Consider the following 24518-nt stretch of genomic DNA (forward strand, 5'->3'; position numbering starts at 1 on the left):
CTTTTGATGATAGAATATTTGTATAAATCTTAAATAGATATTGCGTGTAATTGAAGCAAGGGAAAAAGAAGACCAAGGCGGGCAACACCGCCATGTGCCAGTATTTTGCCCAGTGATAAAAAATGACTTGCAAGGGTATATGCATACGTCACAAGGCTCAAAAGCCAGTCGGCTCGGGCAGGTACGCCAGCGGCCAAAAGAGGTGCCAGATCTGCGAGATATTCATCAAGTGGGATGGACTCTGGTGTCCGTGCTGTGGGTACAGGCTGAGGACAAAGCCAAGGAACTTGAAGTACAAGGCAAAGCTGCGGGCCAGAGCGAAAAAGATGGCCGTGGCCAAGCCTATAGCGGTCCGCTCAAGATAACATAAAAGCGAGCAGGACTGGCAATGGAGAGCGGAACTGGAGCGCCAAGCAGGGAAGAGGTTCGCTCTGACAGCGGAAGAAGTTTTCTGCTTGATGCCAATTTTTACGGCAACGGCTGTTTTTTAGCCATTTCAGAAGGGCAGGACAGGAGGATTGGCGCCATATCGGTAGCGATAAGCTCGCAGAACAACACGACTGCGGCAAAGGTGATACCGAGCAAGAGCGACCCGCTTTTTGTCAACACCATTGCAGAAAAGGTGGCTTCCATGATAAACGGCATCTGCATAGTCTCGTTTTATGCCAAGACCCAGCTGAAGCTGGAAGACATGAAAGCAATTATGGGAGGGGTTATGCATATCGTGGGGGCAGAAAATGGCAAACAGCAGCAACAACAATAATGGTGGCGACCTCCGCAGCTACCTTGAGCTCCTTGAGAAAGAGGGCGAGCTTGTACGCATAAAAAAGCCAGTCAGCACAAAATTCGAGCTTGCGGCCGTGGTGTCCAAGTTTGACTCCAAGCAGGCAGTGCTGTTTGAGAAGGTAAAAGAGGGCGGCAAGATATCTACTGTCGCAAGCAACGTCTGCGGAACGCCAGGGAGGTTCTACATGGCGACAAGCTCGGCAAAGAGCGCACCAAAGGGCATCGCCGAGACAAAAAAGGCGATACGCAGCAGGGTGAGCGAGGCGCTTGCAGGCATGTCTGCGCCTTTGAAAACGCAAGAGGGCAAGGCGCTTTTTGAGCAAAATTCCTCAAGGAACCTGAACGACCTGCCGATAGTAACGCATTTTGAAAAGGACGCCGGCGCGTTTGCCACGGCGTCGGTCGTTTTTGCAAAGGACGGCGAGCGGAGGAACCAGAATTCTTCCACCCACCGCCTGCTGCGCCTGGACGAAAAACATATGGCAATAAGGATGGTGGAGGGCAGGCACCTGCACAAGTGCTACACGTACGCAAAGGAGCACGGCGAGGACCTGAAGGTGGCAATAGCAGTAGGCGTGCATCCTGCTGTCAGCATTGCAGCGGCGTACCAGGCAGCGTACGGCGTCGATGAAATGATGATTGCAAACGCGCTCTTGGAAGGCAAGCTAAAGCTTGCAAAAACAGGCTATTCTCAACTGTACGTGCCAAATCACTCTGAGATAATCATCGAGGGCAGGATACTCAAGGACAGGGTGCAGGAGGAGTGGATGGTCGAGATGCTCCGCACGTACGACTTCAAGCGCAAGCAGCCGGTGTTTGAGCTTGAAAAATTAAGTTTCCGCGACGGCGCAATCTACCACGACATCCTGCCCGGCTATGCGGAGCATCGATTGTTGATGGGCCTGCCGGTGGAAGCCAAGATGTACGACTATGTCAAAAGCGTCGTTCCAACCACGCAGGCGGTGCACCTCACAGACGGCGGGAGCAACTGGCTCTCTGCAGTCATCCAGATAAAAAAGCGCCTTGAAGGCGAGCCCAAGAACGCAATAATGGCCGCGTTTGCCGCCCACCCATCGCTAAAGATGGCTACCGTTGTGGACGACGACATCGACCCGACTGACGCAGTGGCGGTGGAATATGCCGTTGCGACGAGGTGCCAGGCCGACAGGGGCTTTGTAGTCATCCCAAACGCAAAGGGCTCCAGCCTCGACCCTTCAAGCGACCAGCAGAACCTGCTCACCACCAAGGTGGGCATCGACGCCACCGCGACAATCCTGAAACCAAAGGAAAGGTTCGAGATTGCAAGGATTCCGGGCGAGGACGAGATCAATGTAAGCGATTACGCCTCTAATAAGATTAAATAGCCTCATACACTAACACTGTGCGCCATGAAAGCTAACAATTATGCCATGAAAGACTGGCACCTTGAACACGTTGAAAAAGTAATTGTTCGCTATGTCAAGGGCGTGTCCCCTGACGCTTCCTCTTTTGAAAAACGCAACTACAAGAAATACAGCACGGTCTCCAGCTGCGCCAAGCAGATAGAGTACGACATCAAGCACGGCGTGACGCATGAAGAAGTAATGGCAGTCGTGCGCAAGGTCCGCCACGACAAGTCTTTTAAGGACCTGCAAAAGAACCCCGAGTCGCTGCAGCGCCTTGACGAGCTGGAACGGCAGATCTGCGCCCCGAAAAAAGTGGCGGCATCGTTCTTCTGAAATAGTTATATTGGCGTTGTCGGGCAAGACTGGTGCTACAGCAGATGTCAGAGTACCGGTTCACCGACGGCAACCTTCTTGTCCTGTACGCAGTCCACAGGGGCAAGTCCCAAGACGGCGGCCTGCCTGATTATGTACAAGAGCGCGTCAAGGTCGGCCTTGAAACGTACAACATGATAATGAAGTCAAGGCCGGACAGGCACAAGACGATGGTGATGATAGTCGGCGAGCCGGGCCCGTCAGAGAAGGTTAAGGAGATGCTGGTAAAGGGCGGGGTCAAGCCAGAGATCATCGCCATTGATTCTGAATCCAGAAGCATCGGGCAGACAATCGACTATATCCACAGCATGATAAGCAAAAAGCCAAACCCGCCTTTCATCTACTTTATCGCATCCGTCTGGCTGCACGACACGTACAACGCGACCGCAATTTCCAAGCTGAAGGGCATCAAGACGCAGTTCTACGGAGCGCTGGACCACAGGCCTGTGCACGAGGTGGAGCAGGAAAAGACGTACGATGCCCCGAAAAAGGGTGGCGAGTACTACAAGCGCAAGCTGACAAACAAGGCGGTAGACGTCGTTTTGAACATAATTTTCCCAGACTGACTACTAGAGCAACAACAGCTTTATTCCATATTGCTTAAATCCTATGGATACTTGGACATCATGCGGTTGTCCCAGTACAGGCTGGCGGTGGCGCTCATTTCCATGATATCAACAATCTCGCTGATCCCATTGGCGTTTGCATCATACATCGTCCTGATGACTCCTTCCATCCCAAAAGCCATAACAATCGACAATCTATCTGTAAAGGAGGCAATAGTTGGACAGCAGTTAGTGATAACAACCACTGTCCAGAGCAATCTAAAGGAGGCGAGGTCCTATGCAATCATAATCGAGGCAAGGGATTATGACGGAGTAACAATGGCAATGAACTGGCAAACTGGAAATATGGACGCCCACGGCTCAACATCGATGGGAATGTCATGGATTCCACAAAAAGCAGGCACATATCAATTGCGCACATTTGTAATGAGCGGCATACACAATGCACAAGTCTATTCGGCCGTGGAATCTTCGGAGATCAAGATAAGCACGCGCTGATGTGCATAACTCAAAGCCAGATTATGCAAACTGATAAGGATTTAATACCCTTGCCACTTTCGCTAGTCCAAGTGCGGTCATCGTCTAGTTTGGTCTAGGACGCTGGCCTTCCACGCGCGTTGCGCGAAGAAAGCCCGCGACCCGGGACCCAGTTTTTCAAAATTGGGCGGGAATTCGAATCCCGGTGACCGCACTCTCTTTTCCAATACTCGTTTGGTTGATACAAAAGCTGATCTTCCTTTCTAAAACTTGACGGACTCATCACAGAGGAGCTGCTTACTTCAGATTGGACCTGAGCTTTTTTCTTGGCTCCTTTGATCTGTTTCTTACGGTTGCCTCAGTCACGCCGGTAGCGTTTGCAATTTCTGCCTGCGTCCTGTATTCGCCTGTATTACGCGATGCGACATAAAGCACGGAAGCAGCTATCACCGTCGGATCCTTGCCAACAATAAAGTTCTTCGAATTTGCTTCCTTTAGGATTCCAAGCGCCTTGCGCTTGATGTTTTCGCTGAATCCAAGGTTGTTTGCCACCTTGGCTATATACCTTACAGGGTCTGTCGCCGGGACCCTGAGGTCTAGCTTGGACACCAGCGTCCTGTAAGAGCCTGCAATATCTTTGGGCGAAACACCTGTTTTTGCAGATACGTCTTCCAGCGATCTTGGCATGTCCATTTGCCTGCTTGCGATGTAGATCGACGCAGCAAGCACAGAGTCAATGGTTCTTCCTTGAATCAACTTCTTTTTCAGGGCCTTTCTGTACAGATACGCGACTTTTTCTACCACGGGATCGGATAGCGCCATCCTGTCCTTCATTCTTGCAAGCATGTCAAAAGCCCGCTGCAGGTTTCGCTCCGAAGGCGAGCTTTTCTGACTCCGAGCATTCCATGTCCTGAGCCTTGCCATCCTTGAGCGCACGCCGGCGTCCAGGACGTTGCCCCCGGCATCCCTGTTCGTTTTACCTATGATTGTAGATAGGTCTGGATCTTGGCGGGCAAGCGAGACAGGCGCGCCGGTTCTTGCGCGTTCACCTGCTTTTTCGGTGCCAAAAGCGCGCCATTCTTTTTCGCCTGACAGTAAGGGGCTCTCGGAAATTACCTGGCCGGTCTTGATGTCGATTAGTTCGCCAGTTTCAGGATCAGTTACCAGGTGCCTATTTTGCAAAGAAGATGACTTTTTTTCTTTTTCTTCTTCTGGAGAAGCAGCAGATTGCGGATTCTCGGACGGATCCTCTGGCACCGTGTTTCTATATTACGGTTCGCCACTTGATATTGATTTACAATAGCGTCTTTTTGAATAGCCACGGTCTCAGCAATCTTGTGACAGACGGCATGACGACGTAGGTCATCAGCAGCACCATTATGGCGACCACTACAAGCGTCCTGAACTGGAATGGAAGATCCTTGGTGGCTAGCTGTATCTGTGGAACCAAGATGCTTAGGAGAACGAAAATAACTGCACCTGTCACCATCGCCATTTTGTAGCGCGGTGGCACCGCCAAGCTACCGCTACTTGGCGTGAACCAGAACTCAAGACCCGTTTGCATCTCGACCTTTGGCTCGCCCTCGGTCACATCCCTGCTTTTTTTGAGCCATTCTTTTCTTATCTCAGACCTTTCCCATTTTGCCAGGTTTTCGTACGTGTTAAAGCGGAAGATTATGACATATTCTCGATTCAACGGTGGATCAGACGGCCGGATTATGTGTACTCCCATGTGCCCCTCAAACTTCATGGCTTCGTGGATGATGCCGTCCATCCATTCCTCAAATTCCTTGATTCTGCCTTTCTTGGCTTTTCTGGTCACAATAACGGTCACGGGATCATTTGCGCCATGATCATTATTCTGCGGATGTGGATGCATACAGACAACACATCTTCTTGCCTTTTCATGGCATCACCTCGTCTTTAGCATTTGTGCTCGGTGCGGATCTTCGAGGTTCATCTCCTCACGTCAAAGGTATGTGCCTATTTTTGGCTCAATATTTTCCGAAAAACTCGATGACTTGAGTGTTGATCGGTTACTGAAATGTTCAGTTGGTATCACATGTATGACAACAATCAGAATAAAAAATACGGATCTATTGCTGCCTCATCAAGATATCATCGGGCGTTCTTGGCTTTCCGTCCTTAAAGACGGTTGTAGGCATATGCCTCATTGAAAAGGAAGCGGCGGCAAGCAACACCGGCTCGAATTCTTTACCCAGATCCGTCAGCCCGTACTCCACCCTGATTGGAGAGTCCGATACGATTTGCCTCCTGACAATTCCAAACCGTTGAAGCTCTCGCAGGCGTTCTGTGAGAACCTTTGGCGTTATGCCTTCTATATTTTCCAGAAAACGGTTAAACTGCGTTGTGCCTCTGAGCAGTTCCCTTATTATTAGAACGGTCCATCTTTTTCCTATGATTTTAAAAGTCGTTTCAATCGGGCAGGACTTTAGTTCAGGCATGTCATAAACGGCTTCCATTATCATTGAACATTCTTTATCGCTCATTCTTCCCATTCACTTTCCATCTGGTGACTAGCTATTGATCTGGTTACGTGAGGCTTATAAACTATGCTTTTGATATCAGGTATGAAAATGAAACTACTCGATGGCCGTTCAAAACAAACGCAGTACAACAACACGACTTATATCTTGATAGCCCTGCAAACGTGGAGGGTGGCTGGCATAGTTTTCCTGTGGGGCGTGACCCAGGGAATCCTGCATCCTGCCTTTGGAATACCCGCAGGAGTTGGGGATATTCTGGTCGGGGTGACGGCGATCCCCTTTGCCCTTTTTCTGTTAAAAGGATACAGCTGGTCCAAGTACGCCCTCGTAGTCTGGAACGTGCTGGGCATCGCAGATCTGGTAATGGCAGTCAGCCTCGGCCTCCTTACGTCGCCTGATTTTGGAGCCTCGACAATGACGACATTTCCGTGGGTTCTCATTCCCGCTGTCGCGGTGCCGGCTGCGCTAGCACTGCATGTGATTACGCTGTACCGCCTGAGGCGCTGGGCGCAATTGCAATGACTGGCAAATCATGACGCATGCACAGTGAATCGAGCAAGCAAAGAGATCACCAGATCTCCTTCCCGCTTTTATTTCATCATCTGTTCATCAGCAGCCGACAATGGACGAGCCTTTGATTGACTGTACTCTTTTTTAAAAAGAAGTCTTAAATCTCGTTGTTAAAGTCCCTTGTCGCTATCGTAAGGGTGGACTCGATTTGTGCCGTACCGCTTGCGCGCCACTTTATCGAGTCAGGATTGTCCTTTATCTTGTTGTAAATGTCGGCCACCTTGTCGTCGAACTGGAGCGTAAAGCTGTCTGGCACGGGCACGCTCATCCCTGAGAATATCGCCGGCCTGCCGTTGAGCGGGACATCCTCGTACGACAGGGTGTGCGAGCCCAGAGACACGCCGTCGGCAAAGAGCTCATAGTCTACCTTTGACGTCGTTATCGTCACGTCAGTAGGGTTCATTATGGTAAAGATGGGTTTTATCTCCATGCTCTGCTCAGTCGAGTCCGCAATGGTCACGTTTGAGAGCCGCACGCCAATCTGGTTAAAGTCGGGCGCGTTTAATGTAAAGATGATTGGCACCAGGATAATGGTGGCGGCGACGGCGGCAATCACGCCGATGAGCAGGGCTCTACGCGGGCCTATAAGCACGGGCTATGCTCTTCGGGGTGCGCATTAAAACCTTTCCTCCTCTAGCAGCATCGATAATATAATGCTAGAGCGTGGCTCTGGTATTGGCTGTTGCGGACGGCCTTGTCACGTGGGTGCACCTGATCTGCGCGTCAATATGGGTGGGAGGCTCTATCTTTATCGCGGCGGTCGCGGTGCCTGTGCTGAGATCGCACACCAAGTCTGTCGAAGAGCTTGTCGGCCTGATGGTCAAGCTGGGCAGGCAGTTCAACAAGGTGACCGTGCCTGCGTTTGCAATCCTCATCGTGTCTGGTATATACAACGCAAGGGCGTTCATGTCAGACCCCGGCGCGCTTGTGGACTCTAACTATGGCATCCTGCTTTTGATAAAGATAATACTGGTGCTTGCAACCGTGGGCGCGTACGTCGTCCACGTGCGCACGCTAAACGCTGACATGGAGCGCAGGATCCTGTCTGGAAACGCCGGCGCCGTGTACGTGCAGTCAGTGCGCTCCAAAATAATCCACCTTGGAAGGATAATAGTATTTTTGTCAATAGCGATACTCTTGCTTGCCGCGCTCTTGGACAGCGGCGGGTTCTAGTAGGCGCCTTCTATTGTTATCACGGATTCGTTCTTGCCCGGCGGCTGGGCGATATTGTACCTGCAGCCTGCTACTATCTGGCTTGCGACCTGCAGGTTTGTACGCAGGTGCTCCGTGACTTTAGACGTCCTGTATCTTGACACGCCCTTTGCAAGGCAAAGCGGCAGGACGAGCATGTCTGCAAGGAAAGGGTCGACCGCAGCCTCTGCAAGCGTGCTTTCCAGGTATCTTGCGGCAGCCTCCTGTCCCACCTGCTCGGCGCGCTTGCCAACCTCGCCTATAGAATCGCCCCCCACAAAGGGCCCGCCAAAATCAGAGACAGAATAAACCAGTACGGACGTGCCCGGCGAAAGCGCAGTCTCAAACGACGCCGTGTAGTTGGTGCACTTGACCCCGCTCTTTTCAAGGCTCAAGAGGGCCGACGAAATCTGCCTTTCGGCCACGTGCTTTGGAAGCTGGCTGCATACGCTTGTTATCCGGGGCGCAACCGCCCTGCCGTTTACAAATTCTGCGGGCGCAGGCTCGCCGCACGGCTCTATCGTCGCCTTTACAATACCACCGCCCTTTGGATAGTAGCCCCTCTTCAGCACGTCCAGCGAGAACTTGATCCCTACGCTCCTGTACGCCTCTGACACGACGTACCGCAAATAGTCGATGGTAGGGCTTGCCCTGACGTCGGTGCCTCCCGTTATCTCGATTTCAAGGCTGTTTCCAGACAGCGAGACTGCAGGAATTGCAGCCATCAGCGTGAGCGATATGCTCCCGGCGGTGCCAATGTCCACCTTGCACGGGCCGCCGGCGAACTTGCCTTTGGCAGGAGAAAAGCGCACCCAGTCGGCTCCAACCTGCAGGTTTTCCACCTTGGCGCCAAACAGGTCTGCAACAACCTTTACCGCGGCAAGGTGCGAGGGGCGCAGGCCGGGGTTTTCCCTCTTGGCCCGAATTCCGGTTATTTCAACTGGCGTGCCTGTCACTGCAGAAAGCGAGATCGCAGTACGCAGTATCTGGCCTCCACCTTCGCCCTGCGACCCGTCGATCTTTATTATTGTCGGTGGTTTCATGCCTGGATGATGTGTGTGATTTTTTCACAGGCGCTCTCTTATTAGTTGTTGAACGGCAAAAAGCGTGCAAGCAAAACTCCTTTAGAATTTCGTGCCGAGCTTTCCCAGTAATGGTCAGGATATCTTTCATGGTGGCGCACGAGCAGGTAAATTCAAGGGACCTGCTAAAAGACGTGGCATTGATGGAGGAAAACGGCCTTGAGCGGTGCTGGTCAAGCGACCACTACATGCCGTGGTGGCACACAGGCGCGGCCGGCGGCGCGACGTGGCCGTGGCTTGGCGCGGCCCTTGCCCGAACAGACGACATACAGGTAGGCACGTCCGTCACGGCCCCCATCCTGCGCTACAACCCTGCAATAGTCGCGCAGGTGTTTGCCACGCTTGACAACATGTTTCCAGGCAGGACGTTTCTCACGGTCGGTACTGGCGAGTCGCTCAACGAGGTCCCAACAGGCAACCAGTGGCCTCCGTACCCGGAGAGGCTTGGAAGGCTGAAAGAGGCGATGCAGGTAATTAAGAGGCTGTGGAGCGAGGACTGGGTGGATTTTGAGGGCACTTATTACACGATAAAAAAGTCAAACCTGTACACCAAGCCGGAGACCAAGATACCGCTGTACGTGGCTGCGCTTGGCAGGCAGTCGGCAGAGCTTGCGGGGGCAGAGAGCGACGGGCTTGTAACAAACGAGGTGAACTCCACCCTGATAAAGGAGCGGCTGCTCCCTGCGTTTGAACAGGGAGCAAGGCAGGCGGGCAAGGACCCTGACTCGATGCTAAAGGCCGTGCTCATGCCTGCTTCGTACGACGAGGACAAGCAAAAAGCGCTGGAATCAATGGGCTACTGGAAGGGCGCCATGATAAAGGCGTTTTTCGACGTCAACTATCCGGACCCCCGCGACATTGAAGAAAACGGTCAGGCGGTCGGAAACGACACGATAGAAAAGATGATGCCCGTGATATCAAGCGCAGAGGAAGGGATAAAGAAACTGCAGAAATACGCAGACCTTGGCTTTACCGACATCATCCTGGTAAATTCAAGCCCCGATAGGTCCAAGCTTATCGAGCTGGTGGCAGGGCAGATAGCGCCTGCACTTGAGGGCGCTGCAGGCGAGCGCGTGACCACTGCAGAAGCATAACGACATATACAACGTAGCTAAAAAATGTCTTTAAATTAGCGCCCGCACAAGGGAGGATGCCACACATGACCACAGGCCTCTTTGTCGGCAGGTTTCAGCCCTTCCACCTGGGCCACCTTGCGACTGTCAAGTTTGCGCTAAAATCCGTGGACGACCTTGTCATTGTGGTCGGCAGCGCGCAAAAGAGCCACGAGCAGAGAAACCCGTTTACCGCCGGCGAGCGCATCGCAATGATAAGGGCGGCGCTAAAGGCCGACGATGGTGTCGACATGGGCAGGATAATGACGATACCCGTACCGGATGTCGACGTTCATTCGCTCTGGACACGGCAGGTCGACATGCTCGTACCGGCATACAACATCGTGTTTGTAAACGACCCTTTCACGCTCTTTTTGTTCCGAGAGCGAGGCGTCAAGACAGTAGAGCCTCCCCTGCAGGAGCGCAGCAGGCTTATGGCGACAGAGGTGAGGCGCAGGATGGCAGAAGGCGAAAAGTGGCAGGAATTGGTGCCGGCAGCTGTCGCCAAGGCCATAGAGCAGATAGACGGCGTTGAAAGAGTAAAGGCAGTCACGCAGCAAGACTATCACCATCATAATCACAATCATCACTAGAAAGTTATATGACTAGCTAGTGCGAAAGATCATGTGTTGTTGGGCAAATCATCGTCAGAAGTGCAACAAAAGCCAGTCGCAGAGGAGCTTTGGTACGCAGACCTGGCCAAGCTGTCAAATGACGAGCTCATGCGCATGTACACCATGATAAAGGACGGCAGGTACGAGTTTGCCAAGAACGCGTGGTACATCCCGATAGGCGGAGACCAGCGCTGCCCGATAATGGTGGCAAAAGGGTTCCGCTCGCCGGACACGCTTGCCAAGATGGCCGAGTTTCAGGATACCGCCAAAATCCTTGAAGGAGAGTACCGCAACTTTATCGACGCGTGGGATTTTGGCTACATCACGACAAAGGACATAGAAAAAGCCGTGCTAAAGATCCTCGAAGAGCGCAACATCGAGATCGCCGAGCGCTCCCCGGTGTAGAGCGCACGTATGTGTGTGTGACGCAAAAACCAGAGATACTCTAGCATTTACAGAAATTGGCCCACGCAGCACTGGATTTGCGGTCAACAGGCTATTATAATTGCGTCAAGAGTACAATTCCGATAAATTATGAGCACTACTACAACATCAGCAACAATACAAGAAGTTGTGGACAAGTTTAACACGCTTGACGATGCGCTGAAGGCAGCATTTCCAAAAGTAGATCCACGGCTGGTAGTGGGATTGATAATTCGCGAAAAAACAGAAAAGAGGCCAATCTATACTCTGGAAACAGTCATCAAACCGGGCCAAAAGATAGACTCTATCAGGAACGACATACTGAACGTGACAGGCATGGCGCCCGGCTTTTATCTTCAAAATACCAAGATCATCGTGACACATGCACTGGATCTAGAACTCTTGAAGCGGATAAACGACCTTGACTACGTGGTATCTATCAAGGGCAGCCCGTACAGCGCAGGCGGATCTTCGGACTTTTGATGATGATTATGGCGGCAGGCAGCTGGAAAGAAGAAAAAATCCAATATTATTAAATTAATATAACCAGCAAGCGAATTCTGAAAATATATTGTCAAGCGGCTCGTACAGGGGGGCAGGTGCAGAACTGCTGTCAAAGCATGGTGTCTCCGCCGGCGACACTGTCTCGATATCGATTGACGGCGGAGAGACGATGACAGGCGTCCTCATGCCGCGCTACGAGTCGGCAAGCGACAGTTACATTGTGATAAAGCTGAAAAGCGGCTACAACACCGGAATCGAAGCAGCCAAGATAAAATCGATAACAAAGATCGCAGGCGCTGCCGGGACTGCGGCAACAAAAGTTACGCAACAACAACAGCCGAGCCCGCCTTCCAAACAAGAAGATGTCAAGCTCCCAAAAATCGCGCTCATCAGCACAGGAGGAACGATAGCAAGCAAGATAGACTACAGGACGGGAGGAGTCAGGGCGGCATTGTCGGCAGAAGAGCTGTACGCGTCCGTGCCCGAGCTTGCCAGCATTGCCTCCGTGGACCCGGAGGTGCTCATGAGCGAGTACAGCGAGAACATAAACCCCGGGCACTGGACAATAATGGCGGACAGGATTGCCGATAAAGTCCGGTCCGGCAGGTACGACGGCATTATAGTTTCGCACGGCACCGACACGATGCACTACACCGCGTCGGCGCTCAGCTTTGCCCTGCAGGGCCTGCCAATCCCGGTGGTGCTTGTCGGCGCGCAGAGGTCATCGGACAGGCCGTCGTCGGACGCGGCATTGAACCTGATTGGCGCAACCACTTTTGCGGCAAAGGCTCCGGTGGCAGGCGTGTTTGTTGCGATGCACGCAGGCACCTCTGACGACGCCGTGGCCGTCCACATCGGGACGCGTGTTAGAAAGAACCACACGAGCAGGCGCGACGCGTTTGAGTCGATAGACGTGACGCCTGTTGCACTGGTAAAGGACGGCAGGGTAGAGATGCAAAAGCAAAGCGGCATCGATCTTGTGCCAAGAGGCAAGGGGAAACTGAACCTGCAATCGTCGTTTGACAGCAGGGTGGCGCTGGTAAAATACCACCCCGGCTTTGACCCTACGCTTGTCTACTGGCTGATTTCCAAAGAGTGCGGAGCGATAGTGTTTGAAGGTACGGGCCTTGGCCACGTCAACAAGAACCTGTTCGGAGTCCTAAAAGAGGCCGCGGAAAAGGGAGTGCACATGTTCATGACGTCGCAGTGCATCTGGGGCAGGGTCAGTATGACAGTCTATGACACGGGCCGCGACCTGCTTGACATCGGAGTCGTCCCGCTGTCGGACATGATATCTGAAACTGCGGTTGTCAAGGCGATGTGGGCGCTTGCCAACACGCAGGACCTCAAAAAAACAATGCAGGAAAACCTTGCCGGCGAGATGTCGTCAGCCATCCCAATTTAATCCAGTAGCAGTAATAGCAGGCAAGGCTTTATACGTGCACAGGGGCAATTTTTCATGCAGTGACAACAGACTTATCGTCGCTTGACCTCAAGGTAGGCTTTGAGATTCATCAGCAGCTTGCGACAAAGAGCAAGCTGTTCTGCAACTGCTCATGCGCAGAGGCAGAGACCTACGGCCGCACGTTCGTACGCAGGCTGCGCCCGACGCAGAGCGAGCTTGGCGCCTACGACCCTGCGGCAATGTTCGAGTTTTCCAAGATGCGCCTGGCAGAGTACCATGCATCGGCAGGAACGAGCTGCCTTGTAGAGGCAGACGAGGAGCCTCCGCACGAGGTAAACCCGGAGGCGCTAGAGACAGCGCTCGTGTTTGCTCTTGCGCTGCATTCCCGCGTCATGGACGAGGTCCACGTCATGCGCAAAATAGTTATTGACGGCTCTAACACCAGCGGTTTTCAGCGCACCATGCTTGTCGCTTCCGGCGGCTACCTTGACGTTTCCGGGAAAAAGGTCGGCGTGCAGAGCATCTGCCTTGAAGAAGACGCGTCCAAGGCACTTGGCGATGATAAGCAAATCAAGAAATACGGCCTTGACAGGCTTGGAGTCCCATTAGTTGAAATCGCGCTAGAGCCGGTCACTGGCAAGCCCGATGAAATAATGCAGGTGGCACTCACGCTTGGCAGGCTCCTTCGCGCAAGCAAGCGGGTCGCGCGCGGGCTCGGCAGTATCAGGCAGGACGTCAACGTCTCTATTCTTGGAGGCGCTGTGGTCGAGGTAAAGGGCGTCCAGCAGCTGGACCAGCTGATCAAAGTTATCGAGCATGAGGCGACAAGGCAGCATGGCTTTGTCCTCATTGCTGAAAAGCTCAAGGAAAACAAGATTGCAAAAGACGGGATAGGCGACAGGGTCGAAGACGTTACAGACCTTTTGTCAAAGTCGCAGTCAAAAGTAGTGAAAAAGATCTTTGAAGGAATAAGGCCGGTTTTCCGTGCAATACGTGTCAGAGGCTTTGCAGGGATGATAGGGTACGAGCCGTACCCAGGCATCAGGCTTGGAAAGGAGCTTGGCGAGCTTGTGCGCTTTTACGACCTTGGAGGCGTGTTCCACTCTGACGAGCTTCCAAACTATGGCATCACAAAGGAAGAAGTCGAATCTGTAAGAGCAAGGCTGGACCTTGGCGGCAATGATGCGTTTGTAATCGTAGGCGGGCCGGAAGAAAAGGTATCCTTTGCCACTGACGCCATAGTCCGCAGGCTAGCTGCCGCGCTTGACGGCGTCCCGGCGGAGACGAGGGCGGCAACTCTGGACGGCAGGACGGTGTTCAGCAGGCCCCGGCCGGGCGCTGCAAGGATGTATCCAGAGACAGACATACCAACGATCCCGGTCACCGGCAAGATGCTTGACGCTCTTTCAGGCAAGGTTCCAAGGCCGTGGGACGAGGTAGTGGATGCCATAGCCAAGAAATACAGCATGAACAAAAAGCTGGCAAGCCAGATCTTTGACTCGGACTACCTTTCAGTGTTTGAGCAGGTTGTCGCAAGCACAAAGGTGCAGCCGACGTTTGTCGCGTCCAAGCTGACGGAGGACATCACCAGCCTGCAGAGGCAGGGCCTTGACCCGGCGGCGCTGACAGACCAGATAATCGCAGAGGTGTTTGCAAAACTTGACGCAGGCCAGATAGCAAAAGAGTCGGTGATACTCATCTTTGAAAAGCTGATGAAAAAGGAGGCAGGCACGGTCGATGACGCGGTAAAGGCACTTGGCGTCTCCTCCATAAGCGACGACGAGCTTGCCTTCGCACTTGACAAGGTGATAGGCGACAACATGGCGCAGGTAAGGGAAAAGGGCATGGGCGCCCTTTCAATGCTCATGGGAAGGAGCATGGCAATCCTTCGGGGCAAAGCCGACGGGCAAAAGATAAACGCGATGCTGAAAGAAAAGCTGGAAAAGATGGTCGGCAGTGGCAAAAAATGAGCCACAGGCCAAAGCCGGTAAGGGACCACTATACCGAATCGCTTGCGGTAAATTCCGAGAACCTCGGCAAGCAGCTGTCTGCCGAGTCGGTCCCAAGGGAACAAGTCCAGAAGATACTTGACTCTATTTCTCGTTTGTATCTTGCAGAGACTGAGAAAATCGTGCACGAATGCGAAAAGGACATGATGGCCCTTGAAAGGGTGCCAAGCCCTCTCAGGCTTTTCATAGATTCAATAGCGCAGGTAATGACCATGAAATCAAATGCTATTTCGCCTGCGGCTTTTACGCTGCTGAAAAGATATGCATCGGCGTGGGAAGACTGGATGTAGCAATGTGTAACCATAGCCAGAAACATCTTTAGATTGGTACAAAGCCCTAGGCACTTGCAGTGGCGGAAGCAAAAAGAGGGCGGTTTGCAGACGAAAAAGCCGATTTCAACCCGCGCACGTGGCTGACAAAATACCGCAGGAACTCTATCGGCTACCTAGTCAAGATGCTCCTGTTCTACCACGGGATAGGAGTCGGCCTGCTTGTCGCCGGCACTCTCATACTTGAGCAAATCATCCCCGGCTACCAGGAACCGGACATCCCCCGCTCGCTCATCGGCGTGCTTTCGGCAGGCCCGCTTGAAGAAACAGTGTTTTTTGGCGTGCCGTTCTACGTGTTCAACAGCTCGCACGCGGTGATTGTCACGGGCGCAATGTGGGCGGTCCTGCACATATTCAACACTCCAAACATCGAGCTTGCAAGCCTTGCGTTTGGCAACTGGCTGTTTGTAATTCCGTCGCTTTTCTTTAGCCTCAGGACGTGGGCAAGTGGCAAGGGATGGTTCTCCGTGGTGGTCCACTCTGCGTGGAACGGCATATTTTTTGCGGCAGGGTGCTGGGGCGGAGACATCAACTGCACCATGCTGGAACCCGACCCATTCACTAATTTTCTCATGGCAGGGCTTTCTGCCGCGCTCTTGGCCGGCACGTACGTGCTGTACAGGTGGCGCAAGAAAAGAGAGCAAGCCGCAACCGGCCGAATTCAATAAATATGTGGCGGCAAGTGTTAAAACGAAATGAGCCAGCCTGAAACCGTCAGTGTTTCCGTCACCGTGGGCGACGTCAAGGTGCAGTTCTCCGGCACCGCCGACTCGGTGATGGCCTCTGTGTTTAACTTTCTCTCAAAGCAGGTGCCTTCCATGGACCTTGCCAAGAGGATCTCGCTCAACTATGAAGTGACAGAGCTGATAAGCAGGTACGCGCACCTCGTGAAAATAACGCCGGAGGGGCCTCGCGTCATACCCGATTCCTCTGACGCAAGGCTGTCGGACAAGGACATGGTGGCGCTACAGCTGGTTTCTGCAAGGATAGCAAAAGACACTGGCAAGGCGCAGGACGACGCGATGCAGGTGTCAGAGATTCAGTCGGCGACAGCGCTGAACCCCAAGTCCATCAGCTCCAGAATATCAGAGATGGTAAAGGCAGGCCACGTGGCACGCGACGAAAAAGAGCCGGGCAAGTACAGGATAACGACAGCAGGAATACACTGGCTAAACTCAATAGTTGAAAAGAAGGTCAGCCGGGCGTAGCAGTAACTTCGCTTGGCGGCCTTTTCTGGATGTAGCGGTAGTTGCGCATGGTGCCGTTTCTTGTCATGATGTTTTCCCGCACCATGTCGGTAAGCGAGTGCGACACTGCTGTTCGGTCATAGTTGTAGCCGCGCCTTGACAGCTCTTCATGCACGTCGCCAAGCGATTTTTCGCTTGCAAAATATCCTTCAACCCACAGCGTTTCAAGGAGGCCCCGGCAGGTCATGCCACCCTTTGCGATGGTTTTGGTGTCATTAGAGACAACAGAAGGACGGACGTCAACAAGAGACCTTGACTTTAGCGCATCAATCTCGCGGCGCAGCTCGTCAATCTGGCCCCGGATTGCAGGGTCCACTATCTTGGCCGAGTCAAGGCTTGACAAGACGGTTTCGACGACCTGCTTGACCTTGCTCTCAAGGCACGTGATTTCTATCTCCCACTCGCCGTGTTTCAGCTTTATTTTGACCTCGTCCAGCGACTGGCGGGTCGCCTCGCTCACAGTCAATCCGTTTGCAAAGCTATTGATAAACCTGTTGCTGACCATATTGTTCATGTTGCGCAATATTAATATAATTGTGCCCGCATTTATTGTTGACCAACATGGCCACGCAATTAAATCCGCCTGCAAGCATCAGCCTCGGCGACTTTGGAATCATGGAATCGGTGAGCAAGTGCCTCACGCCCAAACTGGACGAGTTGAGAGGAAAAAAGATCCTCTTTAGTTCTGACGACAAGACCCTCGTGCCCGCTGAAGGGTGGGGCGCAAGACCTTCCAGCTATTGCGCAACAACAATAACCACTTTCAGGCCCATCCGCGAAAGCACGATGGTTGCCGCCATCGATTCAAGCAGCATCAAGCTGGCCGAGACGGAGGAGGGCGCGCTGTACGCGATAAAGTGCGGCATTGCGATGGCCTATGGCGGAGCGGCGCTTATGCACTTCAAGATTGGCCCGATGTTGTTCTACCTGAGCGAGAGCACGGTGTTTGACTCGGAGCTTGACGACAGGCTGGCAAGGCTGGTTCTTGCAGACAGCGACATCGCCCGGCGCCTCGTGCGGGTCAGGGCCGAGCGCGCAATACAGCACGAGCTATCGTCTCATCTGCACAACGCCATAATCCTGGTGGACGGGTCGCTTCGCACCTCGGTGTTTGAGGACAGAAACCGCAGCATGGCAAAAATCGCGGAAAACTGCGTGCTCCACAAGAACCTCATTGCAGGCATCAGCAAGAACACGAAACTAAAGATACTTGAAAGGGCGGCGGCGCCTCTTGCCAAGGTGCCGGGGCCGGCGTATATTGAGGTAGACGTCATCATAAAGAGCCTGGTCAGGGGCTCCGTTGGAAACAACCTGATGGCAAAACTCGACAAGAGCACGCCTGTTCTGAGGGTCGACATAGTGGGCGACAAGAACCAGGCACTTGGCAGGCTGCTTGGCAACGACCCTATTGCGTGCGGCTACCCTGAAACGCTTAGGCTTGCGCACCACATCTCTACCTTTACAAACACGGAGGTGACGTGCCTGCGCAGCCACGTGCTCAACAGCTATGACGTGACAGAGCTTGCCGCCGACGACATCAGGCACACGCTCTTGGGGTCGATAATGGTATGAAGATCCTGTCAAAGAACGGCAACGAGCTGTTGCTGCTTGCGATGAAGGACGACAGCGCGGCAAAGGGCGACTATTTGCTCATCGAGGACAGGGGAAGGAGCATGGTGGTGCAGGTTTATGACGAAGAATATTTGTCGTCGCAGGCACTGGTCGAGGACATTGTCAAAGAAGAGGTAGTAAACGCGACAAGCGCCGAGAATCTGCACGACCCGCTCAACATAGGCTCGCTCTCGCGTTTAGTCAGGGACGCAAGGATATTCAAGGCCAAAATAAGGGCGGCAGTTGCCGACGGCAGGCTGGCAAGCGACGTGACGTGGCTTCCTTCGCGGGTAGAGTCGCGCATACGCAGGCTAAAGGCAAAAGAGCTTGACGCGCTCCTTGGCAGGTCAGGCGTCTATCCCATCCCGCTTGGGCGGGCCGGCGACAACGAGGATTTCGAGATATTTGCAGAGGACCTTGACGGCAAGCTGACCATAATAACGGGCAAAAAAGAGTCTGGCAAGTCGCACCTGTCAAAACTGCTCGTAAAAACGCTCGTGCAGCATGGCGCCTTTGTGGTGGTGTTTGACCTCAACAACGAGTACAGCGGCCTGCGGTGGAACCGCGACGGCACGCCCTCTCAGGTGCACGACAGGGTGATGGTTCTGGAACCAGGCAAGGGATTGCAGTTTTCGCTTGACTACTGCGGAAAAGCCGCGGTGGCCGGCATGTTGAAAAACGCGCTTGACATCCCGGCCGCTTCGATGCGCGAGTTTTTCCGGATTTGGGACTGGCTTGAGAACAAGCGCACGCTTGGCATCGAGGCAATTGGAAATGCCATAAATACGTGGAACATCAACGAGCTTGTGCGCGATGCGCTTGTTTCAAGGTATCATTCAATACAGCAGTCGCGCCTGTTCACCGACAACGGCAATGCGGGCTTTCGTTTTGAGGAAGCCATGAAGTCAGGCGGCGCGGCAATGGTGATAAACATGGGCGAGTCGTCGGGAACCACGCGCCGGATGACGGTTGAACTCGTGCTGAGCAAAATAGTAGACCTGCTAGAGAGAAAGGCCATCCCGCCGATATTTCTCTTTGCAGAGGAGGCTCATTTGTATATCCGCGAGACGTACTGGGAAGACCTCATCACGCGCATGAGGCACTTTGGCGTGTACACGACGTTTGTAACGAACCAGCCCGACGCTATAAACGACGGAATCTACAGGCAGGTGGACAACATTTTCCTGTTCAACTTTACGAACGACTCGGACCTTGACAAGATAGCCAAGGTATCCCTGGCAGACAGCGACACGATACGATCCATCGTGCGGACGCTGCCTCAGCGGCAGTGCCTTGCAATCGGCAAGGCGGTGTGCGACCTGCCGGTTGTAGTCAAGGTGGCTGCCGCAGAAGTGCTTGCCCTCGGCGAGACGAAAAGGTTCTTCAAGAAATAGCAGCTAGACCATGCCGGACTGGCTGCGCTTTTTAGAGCCAATGTCGACTGCTTCGCCCACGGACGAGACGAATATCTTGCCGTCGCCTGCCGAGCCCGTGCTTGCGGCATCGAGTATCGCCTTGATTACCCTGTCGACATCGCCGTCGTCTACCACCGTAATGACGTTAGCTCTAACTGAGAATTCTGCAAGGTGTGCAGAGGTTCCCCTGCCACCTGCCACCCTTGGCTTTTCGCCCTTGCCTCTTCCCTTTGCGTCGAGAATAGTAGCGCCGCCCACTCCCGCCTTCTTGAGCGCCTCGTTCACGGCGTTGACCTTTTCGCTGGCGATGATTGCCTCTATACGCTTCATGGCACGTTCTAAAGGAGGTTACAATATAAGGTTTTCAAACAATTATTCTATACGAGTTCAAAATTACCTGCAAGAGCATATGCAGTGCAAATATCATAAAATCTGCAAAAATAATACATATGTACGGTAATAGCAACTAGCAGCCGTTCCGGCGGGCCCAGTCCTTGCTTGAGAACTCGCTCGTACTGCATTGCTTCTTGTCTAGCTGCACAAGCTTGCTGTCTAGCAGCTCTTGGTTGAGGTTGTGCGAAGAGCAGTAGACCTCTCCGACGAGGTTCTTGCCATTTACCTTCTTTGAATCGTCCTGATCTACAAGCACGCTACTTCCAAAGCACAGGTTTCGCGTGTACGAGACGGCTTTGTCGTAGTTCTTGTCACTCCTTGCAGGCGCCTTTGTAAGCGAGAGGTCGACTTTGTACCTTTCCTTGCCCACCTGGATGTACAGGGTATCAGGGTCGGCTATTGTCACGCCTATTCCTTCGACGCACCTGCCCGAACACTTGGCGCTTGAAGAAGCGCTTGCCTGTTGCTGTCCTCCACCATTGTTGCTGCTACTGCCGCCGTCCGATGCCTGAGAACTGGACGCAGGCTTGATTGCAGGAGAATTAAATGCGCCCTTTGTTTGTTCCTTGAACTTCCACTCACTTCCGCCGTCTGGCACGCGCTGCCACGTTTGCGAGTCGTCGTTTCGGTCCACGAGCGAGGGCGTCTTGTCTGCCACCCGGCCAGATCCGTCAATCAGGGAGATAGATTCGGCGCTGTTGTAGAGCTTTTCGCCGCTTATCGCAAGGACGTAGAAGTTGCCGGCGCCTATCGTAGTCCCTGCCGGGATGGATATCGTGACTGGCTTGAACGAGGTCTTGACCTTGAAATTGCCTATTGAAACGGCACTTGAGGTAGGGTTGTACAGCTCGACCCATTCGCCCTTGCTGTCGTTGCCCTTGGGGTTCAACTCTACCTCGTTTATGACGACACTTGTAGTAGTAGTAGGAGACTGAGCGTATACGCTAGCAACGACAAGGCCCATGCTGCCAACCCCGCTGACAGCCACAAGGCCAGCCAACAACAGCCCCACAAAGAGGCCGGATTTACTGGTGGTAGCCATTAAGGATACGTGCTACCTTTCCCCACCCCCTACGCTATATTAACACTTGTGAATACAGTCTCTAGTTCCGGTAAAGTTTTCTATTTGCATAGGCGCGCTTTAGCCTGCTCAGGCCAAATGCGAGAAGCGCCACTGCGGCAATAGCAATTACTGCTTGGACGGCAGAGACGGCTATCCTCGGGCTTCCTTTCATTGCGATATCAAGCGGGGCTATGGCAAGGACGAGAAACGCCGAGACGGCCAGCACCATGACCCACATTGCCACGATAAAGAGCTCAAGCCCCATATGCCTTATTTCACGACCACCATGAGAAAGTAGTACTGGATTGCAATCGTGGCAAACGCAAGGAGAGCAGAAAACATTGAGAGCCAGAATATCTTTTGCGCCACCTCTTTCTCGGAAAGCGGCCCGTCTGCAAGTATGAGGCGCACCAGCGTCGCCGGGGCCGCCTTGTCTAGTGAGGGGGCAAGCTTGTAGTCGTCAAGGAGCGCAACCGGCCGGGCCTTTACCTGCCGGTGCTCCACTATGCGCTTGACGCTAGAGAGGAATAGGAACGAGTTGACCACCGCCGGTAGGAGGGCGACCACGCCTATTATCTCGGCCCTGCCGGCTATGGCAAGGGCGCCGTACATGGCGCCAAGGAGGAGCGTCCCAGAGTCGCCAGGGAATATCTTGCTTGGATACTTGTGGAACTTGAAAAACGCTATCGATGCAAAGAAAAGTGGAAGCCCGGCAAGGAAGACGTCTAAACTCCCAAAAATCGCAATTGCCGCAAGGAGAGGCACCGTGGCTATTGCAACGAACCCGCTTGCCACGCCGTTTAGGACGTCGATGGAATTGACGGTGTTGCCCGCTATGGGAATTATGACGAGTATCAGCGGGATGTATAGCAGCGGTATGAACGCGCTGCCAAAAACAAGGTTCAGGCTGTTGGCGTGCGCGCCAAGCACGATTATCGGCACGGCGGCTGCGATGAGCGCCACGGGCTTGAACCAGCCGGGCATGACCTTCTTGTCGTCGACATAGCCTACTACAAACGCTATCACGGTTGCGGCAAGGATGGCAAGGACCGCATAGTTTGTAGTGACTGCAAAGAGCACGAGCTCTGCCGCAGCGATGCCTATCATCAGCACCGGCCCGGCGGGGCGGGGCACAGATGGCTTGCCGGGCTTGTGGTAGTCCTGCACCACGCTCCCTTTTGCCACAAGCGACCTTATCGCAAGAGGCGTCAGGAAATACACCGCAAGAAATGATATTGCAGATACTATTGCGGCGTACGCAAGCGCCTCATAGCCAACTGCAGCAATCACTGCGTTTGTCTCCTTGCTAGCTGCGCTTTTATCTTTTCGGCTACCGCCGGTCCAATTTTTGGTATGGACGCCAGTTTTGCCTGCGGAGCCTTGGCCACCTTTGGCACGTCGGTCAGGCCTGCGTTGTAAAGCGCCCTTGCGCGCACGCGGCCCACCCCTTCAAGGGCGACAAGCGAGATGAGCTCGTCCTTTATGCCGTAGCGAATGCGCGTCCGGAGCGCGTACAGATCAGAGAGCATATCCTCGCGCCCCAGAAGCTTGGCCACCTCGTACAGCGAGTAGGCAAGCCATTCGCCGGTCTCGACCATCCTGTGCATGTCCCCCGGCTCAACCCCCATCCTGTCTCCAAGCACCCTGTCGCCGGCTTCTTCCATCCACTCGGCAAGCGCCCAAAAGCTCCTTGAGCAGTCGTACTCGCTAATGTCGTACAGCAGTTCGCCGCGCCTTTCCTGCAAGAGCAGGCTAACTTCGTCAGGGTCTTTTTTGCGAAGCGAGAGTTTCGGGTAAAAGTCAGGGCTCTGCGTGACAAGGTGCAAAAAGCCAAGCGTGCGCTTGCGCCTCCCCTTTTCTGCCCTGTTCAGAGCGTCGCGAAAGTCCACTGCAGTCTGCGGGTCTATGTACAAAAGCGACGTGCGCTTGCCAAACTCGGTTGCTATGTAGCGCTCGTTTCTTGCCTTGACAAGCTCTTCGGATTCTAAATATTCGAGCGCCGACTCGACCTTGAACTGGACCGTGGCGCTTCTGTATTGCCGGGCAAAGAGCGTGCTTGCAAACACCTCCAGAATCTCTGGCTTTTTCATGCCCGGCACCGACGCTATTGTCGAGAGGAGGTGGAACCTTATCGCCCTGTCGCCGGCCAGCTGCGACCGCAGGGGCTCGGGCGTGCCAAGTACATAGTGGTCATAGATTTCGTCTCCGTTTGTTGCTGTTGTTGATTCAGCGACAATGATGGCCTCGCCGGCGGTGTCGTACTTGGGCCTGCCGGCCCTGCCGCACAGTTGTTTGTACTCCATGACGCTTATCGGCACGTTTCCCCCGTACTCGGCGTCATAGCGCAGGATGCTTGCCACCACCACTCTTCGCGCAGGCAGGTTCACGCCTGCCGCAAGCGTCGGGGTCGCAGTCAACAATTTCACGATGCCTGCCTTGAACGACTCTTCAACTATCTTGCGGCTGGAAGGCGCAAGGCCGGCGTGGTGGAACGCGACCCCTTTTCCCACGAGCTGCGCCAGAGTCCGCGTGAGCTCGGCGTCGTCGCCCTTGTCAAGGATCTCAGCCGACGCCTTTGCGGCAAGCTCTCTGGCTCCCTTGTCAAGGCGCTTGTACACGCCCTCTGCAGCCTTTGCCGCAAGCGACGATGCCCTCTTCCTCGTTTCTGCAAATATCAGCGCCTGGCCGCCGTTGTCAAGCGCGTCGATTGCAAGGTCGACCGACGCGGACGTTCCGGCAGTCTGCACCCGGAAGGTCCGGCCGTCACCCATTCGCACGCTTCCATACTCATAGACGCCCTCTACAAGCTTTGTTGGACGCCAGCAGCTTTCAACAAGAGTGCACGACAGCCAGTCGGATATTTCATCGGCGTTTGACACGGTGGCGGAAAGCGCGACTATTTGCGCATCTGAATACAGCTTGCGTATCCTTGTAAGCATCATCTCAAGCGTGGGCCCGCGCTCCCTGTCTCCGATGAGGTGGACCTCGTCGGCCACAAACAGCCCCACCTCGCCAAGCCACCCCACTCCGTGCCTAAAGAGCGTGTCCATCTTTTCATTTGTAAGCACTATAACATCGGCAAACGCAAGCTCTTTGCCGGACGAGTCATAGTCGCCGGTTGCCACCATCACCTTTGCCTTTCTGCCAAGGCCGAGATCAATGCCTTCAAGCGCCTTTAGGTCTGACGCCTTTTCGCTTGCAAGCGCCCGAAGAGGCGTCAGGTACACCGCCTTTTTGCTCCTCTGCAGGGTTCTTGCTATCGCCATCATTGCGACAAGCGTCTTGCCGCTTGCCGTCGGCGTCGTGACAAGCACGTTTTTCCCATCAAGGATACCTGCGGCCATCGCCTTTTCCTGCGGCGGGTACAATGACTCGTAACCGAGGCTGCCAAGGATGGCCTTTATCGTGTCAGGTATGGTCTGCATCGCGGCTTGTGGGTGTTATAGCGTGCCGTGTT

At 53.8% G+C, this 24518-nt stretch carries 30 protein-coding genes and 1 tRNA gene; 20 read left to right on the forward strand and 11 right to left on the reverse strand.

What is annotated here, in order from left to right:
• The first annotated feature begins 122 nt into the window (after positions 1–122).
• The 7 genes from NTE_RS12195 to NTE_RS12225 all read left to right on the forward strand — a co-directional run bounded on the left by NTE_RS12195 (position 123) and on the right by NTE_RS12225 (position 3800).
• Positions 123–365, forward strand: a complete 243-nt coding sequence (locus NTE_RS12195) for a hypothetical protein (RefSeq protein WP_075054524.1) — start codon at positions 123–125, stop codon at positions 363–365.
• Between the two features lie 23 nt (positions 366–388).
• Positions 389–763, forward strand: coding sequence for a hypothetical protein (locus NTE_RS12200; protein ID WP_148701263.1), 375 nt, complete (start codon positions 389–391; stop codon positions 761–763).
• A complete protein-coding gene (locus tag NTE_RS12205) occupies positions 738–2150 on the forward strand; it encodes a UbiD family decarboxylase (protein WP_148701264.1) in 1413 nt (470 codons plus the stop codon). The genes NTE_RS12200 and NTE_RS12205 overlap by 26 nt, the downstream gene beginning before the upstream one ends.
• 24 nt (positions 2151–2174) lie before the next feature.
• Positions 2175–2504, forward strand: coding sequence for a hypothetical protein (locus NTE_RS12210; protein ID WP_148701265.1), 330 nt, complete (start codon positions 2175–2177; stop codon positions 2502–2504).
• A gap of 44 nt (positions 2505–2548) precedes the next feature.
• Positions 2549–3109, forward strand: coding sequence for a hypothetical protein (locus NTE_RS12215; RefSeq protein WP_148701266.1), 561 nt, complete (start codon positions 2549–2551; stop codon positions 3107–3109).
• Between the two features lie 66 nt (positions 3110–3175).
• Complete coding sequence (locus NTE_RS12220; RefSeq protein WP_158385537.1) at positions 3176–3607, forward strand: hypothetical protein; 432 nt, start codon at positions 3176–3178, stop codon at positions 3605–3607.
• A 73-nt stretch (positions 3608–3680) separates the two neighbouring features.
• Positions 3681–3800 (forward strand) — tRNA-Gly (locus tag NTE_RS12225).
• Between the two features lie 83 nt (positions 3801–3883).
• On the opposite strand, the gene NTE_RS12230 is transcribed toward NTE_RS12225, so the two are convergent.
• From NTE_RS12230 to NTE_RS12240, 3 genes are all read right to left on the reverse strand, one after another.
• Entirely contained in the window at positions 3884–4843 is a 960-nt protein-coding gene (locus NTE_RS12230) for a transcription initiation factor IIB (RefSeq protein WP_148701268.1), read from the reverse strand.
• A 37-nt stretch (positions 4844–4880) separates the two neighbouring features.
• Positions 4881–5465: a putative antibiotic biosynthesis monooxygenase gene (locus tag NTE_RS12235; RefSeq protein WP_148701269.1), complete on the reverse strand. Its 585-nt coding sequence runs from the start codon at positions 5463–5465 to the stop codon at positions 4881–4883.
• Positions 5466–5682: 217 nt separating this feature from the next.
• Positions 5683–6096: a winged helix-turn-helix transcriptional regulator gene (locus tag NTE_RS12240; protein WP_158385539.1), complete on the reverse strand. Its 414-nt coding sequence runs from the start codon at positions 6094–6096 to the stop codon at positions 5683–5685.
• 87 nt (positions 6097–6183) lie between these two features.
• Here NTE_RS12240 and NTE_RS12245 point away from each other — a divergent pair, with 87 nt between their 5' ends.
• On the forward strand, positions 6184–6615 hold the full coding sequence (locus NTE_RS12245) for a hypothetical protein (RefSeq protein WP_148701271.1): 432 nt from the start codon (positions 6184–6186) through the stop codon (positions 6613–6615).
• Positions 6616–6760: 145 nt separating this feature from the next.
• On the opposite strand, the gene NTE_RS12250 is transcribed toward NTE_RS12245, so the two are convergent.
• A complete protein-coding gene (locus NTE_RS12250; protein ID WP_148701272.1) occupies positions 6761–7255 on the reverse strand; it encodes a hypothetical protein in 495 nt (164 codons plus the stop codon).
• An 83-nt stretch (positions 7256–7338) separates the two neighbouring features.
• Between NTE_RS12250 and NTE_RS12255 the strand changes: the two genes are divergently transcribed.
• Positions 7339–7836 carry a CopD family protein gene (locus NTE_RS12255; RefSeq protein WP_148701273.1) on the forward strand — a complete coding sequence of 166 codons (498 nt, stop codon included), beginning with the start codon at positions 7339–7341 and terminating at the stop codon, positions 7834–7836.
• Here NTE_RS12255 and rtcA read toward each other — a convergent pair.
• The gene (rtcA, locus tag NTE_RS12260; protein WP_148701274.1) at positions 7833–8897 is read right to left on the reverse strand and encodes an RNA 3'-terminal phosphate cyclase; all 1065 of its coding nucleotides are present in this window, start codon (positions 8895–8897) and stop codon (positions 7833–7835) included. The two genes, NTE_RS12255 and rtcA, sit on opposite strands and share 4 nt — an antisense overlap.
• 110 nt (positions 8898–9007) lie before the next feature.
• Here rtcA and NTE_RS12265 point away from each other — a divergent pair, with 110 nt between their 5' ends.
• From NTE_RS12265 to NTE_RS12305, 9 genes are all read left to right on the forward strand, one after another.
• Positions 9008–10030 (forward strand): TIGR03557 family F420-dependent LLM class oxidoreductase, encoded by a 1023-nt coding sequence (locus tag NTE_RS12265; protein ID WP_148701275.1) that lies wholly within the window; start codon positions 9008–9010, stop codon positions 10028–10030.
• A 65-nt stretch (positions 10031–10095) separates the two neighbouring features.
• The gene (locus tag NTE_RS12270) at positions 10096–10641 is read left to right on the forward strand and encodes a nicotinamide-nucleotide adenylyltransferase (RefSeq protein ID WP_148701276.1); all 546 of its coding nucleotides are present in this window, start codon (positions 10096–10098) and stop codon (positions 10639–10641) included.
• Positions 10642–10680: 39 nt separating this feature from the next.
• Positions 10681–11067: a hypothetical protein gene (locus tag NTE_RS12275; protein WP_148701277.1), complete on the forward strand. Its 387-nt coding sequence runs from the start codon at positions 10681–10683 to the stop codon at positions 11065–11067.
• A gap of 129 nt (positions 11068–11196) precedes the next feature.
• On the forward strand, positions 11197–11568 hold the full coding sequence (locus NTE_RS12280; protein WP_148701278.1) for a hypothetical protein: 372 nt from the start codon (positions 11197–11199) through the stop codon (positions 11566–11568).
• Positions 11569–11656: 88 nt separating this feature from the next.
• Complete coding sequence (gene gatD, locus NTE_RS12285) at positions 11657–12994, forward strand: Glu-tRNA(Gln) amidotransferase subunit GatD (protein WP_226986997.1); 1338 nt, start codon at positions 11657–11659, stop codon at positions 12992–12994.
• A gap of 59 nt (positions 12995–13053) precedes the next feature.
• Positions 13054–14964 (forward strand): Glu-tRNA(Gln) amidotransferase subunit GatE, encoded by a 1911-nt coding sequence (gatE, locus tag NTE_RS12290; protein ID WP_148701280.1) that lies wholly within the window; start codon positions 13054–13056, stop codon positions 14962–14964.
• Positions 14961–15293: a hypothetical protein gene (locus NTE_RS12295; protein ID WP_148701281.1), complete on the forward strand. Its 333-nt coding sequence runs from the start codon at positions 14961–14963 to the stop codon at positions 15291–15293. Before gatE ends, NTE_RS12295 begins: the two co-directional genes overlap by 4 nt.
• 59 nt (positions 15294–15352) lie before the next feature.
• Entirely contained in the window at positions 15353–16000 is a 648-nt protein-coding gene (locus NTE_RS12300) for a CPBP family intramembrane glutamic endopeptidase (RefSeq protein ID WP_148701282.1), read from the forward strand.
• A gap of 27 nt (positions 16001–16027) precedes the next feature.
• Positions 16028–16540, forward strand: a complete 513-nt coding sequence (locus tag NTE_RS12305; RefSeq protein ID WP_148701283.1) for a hypothetical protein — start codon at positions 16028–16030, stop codon at positions 16538–16540.
• On the opposite strand, the gene NTE_RS12310 is transcribed toward NTE_RS12305, so the two are convergent.
• Positions 16527–17093 (reverse strand): hypothetical protein, encoded by a 567-nt coding sequence (locus NTE_RS12310; RefSeq protein ID WP_148701284.1) that lies wholly within the window; start codon positions 17091–17093, stop codon positions 16527–16529. The two genes, NTE_RS12305 and NTE_RS12310, sit on opposite strands and share 14 nt — an antisense overlap.
• A gap of 47 nt (positions 17094–17140) precedes the next feature.
• Here NTE_RS12310 and NTE_RS12315 point away from each other — a divergent pair, with 47 nt between their 5' ends.
• The gene (locus tag NTE_RS12315) at positions 17141–18151 is read left to right on the forward strand and encodes a DNA double-strand break repair nuclease NurA (protein ID WP_148701285.1); all 1011 of its coding nucleotides are present in this window, start codon (positions 17141–17143) and stop codon (positions 18149–18151) included.
• Complete coding sequence (locus NTE_RS12320; RefSeq protein WP_148701286.1) at positions 18148–19584, forward strand: ATP-binding protein; 1437 nt, start codon at positions 18148–18150, stop codon at positions 19582–19584. The genes NTE_RS12315 and NTE_RS12320 overlap by 4 nt, the downstream gene beginning before the upstream one ends.
• A 3-nt stretch (positions 19585–19587) precedes the next feature.
• Here NTE_RS12320 and NTE_RS12325 read toward each other — a convergent pair whose 3' ends face one another.
• From NTE_RS12325 to NTE_RS12345, 5 genes are all read right to left on the reverse strand, one after another.
• Positions 19588–19935, reverse strand: coding sequence for a P-II family nitrogen regulator (locus NTE_RS12325; RefSeq protein WP_148701287.1), 348 nt, complete (start codon positions 19933–19935; stop codon positions 19588–19590).
• A 136-nt stretch (positions 19936–20071) separates the two neighbouring features.
• Positions 20072–21040, reverse strand: a complete 969-nt coding sequence (locus NTE_RS12330; protein ID WP_148701288.1) for a lamin tail domain-containing protein — start codon at positions 21038–21040, stop codon at positions 20072–20074.
• 61 nt (positions 21041–21101) lie between these two features.
• Complete coding sequence (locus tag NTE_RS12335; protein ID WP_148701289.1) at positions 21102–21326, reverse strand: hypothetical protein; 225 nt, start codon at positions 21324–21326, stop codon at positions 21102–21104.
• A 5-nt stretch (positions 21327–21331) separates the two neighbouring features.
• A complete protein-coding gene (locus tag NTE_RS12340; RefSeq protein ID WP_226986998.1) occupies positions 21332–22351 on the reverse strand; it encodes an MraY family glycosyltransferase in 1020 nt (339 codons plus the stop codon).
• Positions 22348–24486, reverse strand: a complete 2139-nt coding sequence (locus NTE_RS12345) for a DEAD/DEAH box helicase (protein ID WP_148701290.1) — start codon at positions 24484–24486, stop codon at positions 22348–22350. Before NTE_RS12345 ends, NTE_RS12340 begins: the two co-directional genes overlap by 4 nt.
• Positions 24487–24518: the final 32 nt, after the last annotated feature.

Source organism: Candidatus Nitrososphaera evergladensis SR1, from assembly GCF_000730285.1.
In the GTDB taxonomy this organism is placed as follows: Archaea; Thermoproteota; Nitrososphaeria; order Nitrososphaerales; family Nitrososphaeraceae; genus Nitrososphaera; species Nitrososphaera evergladensis.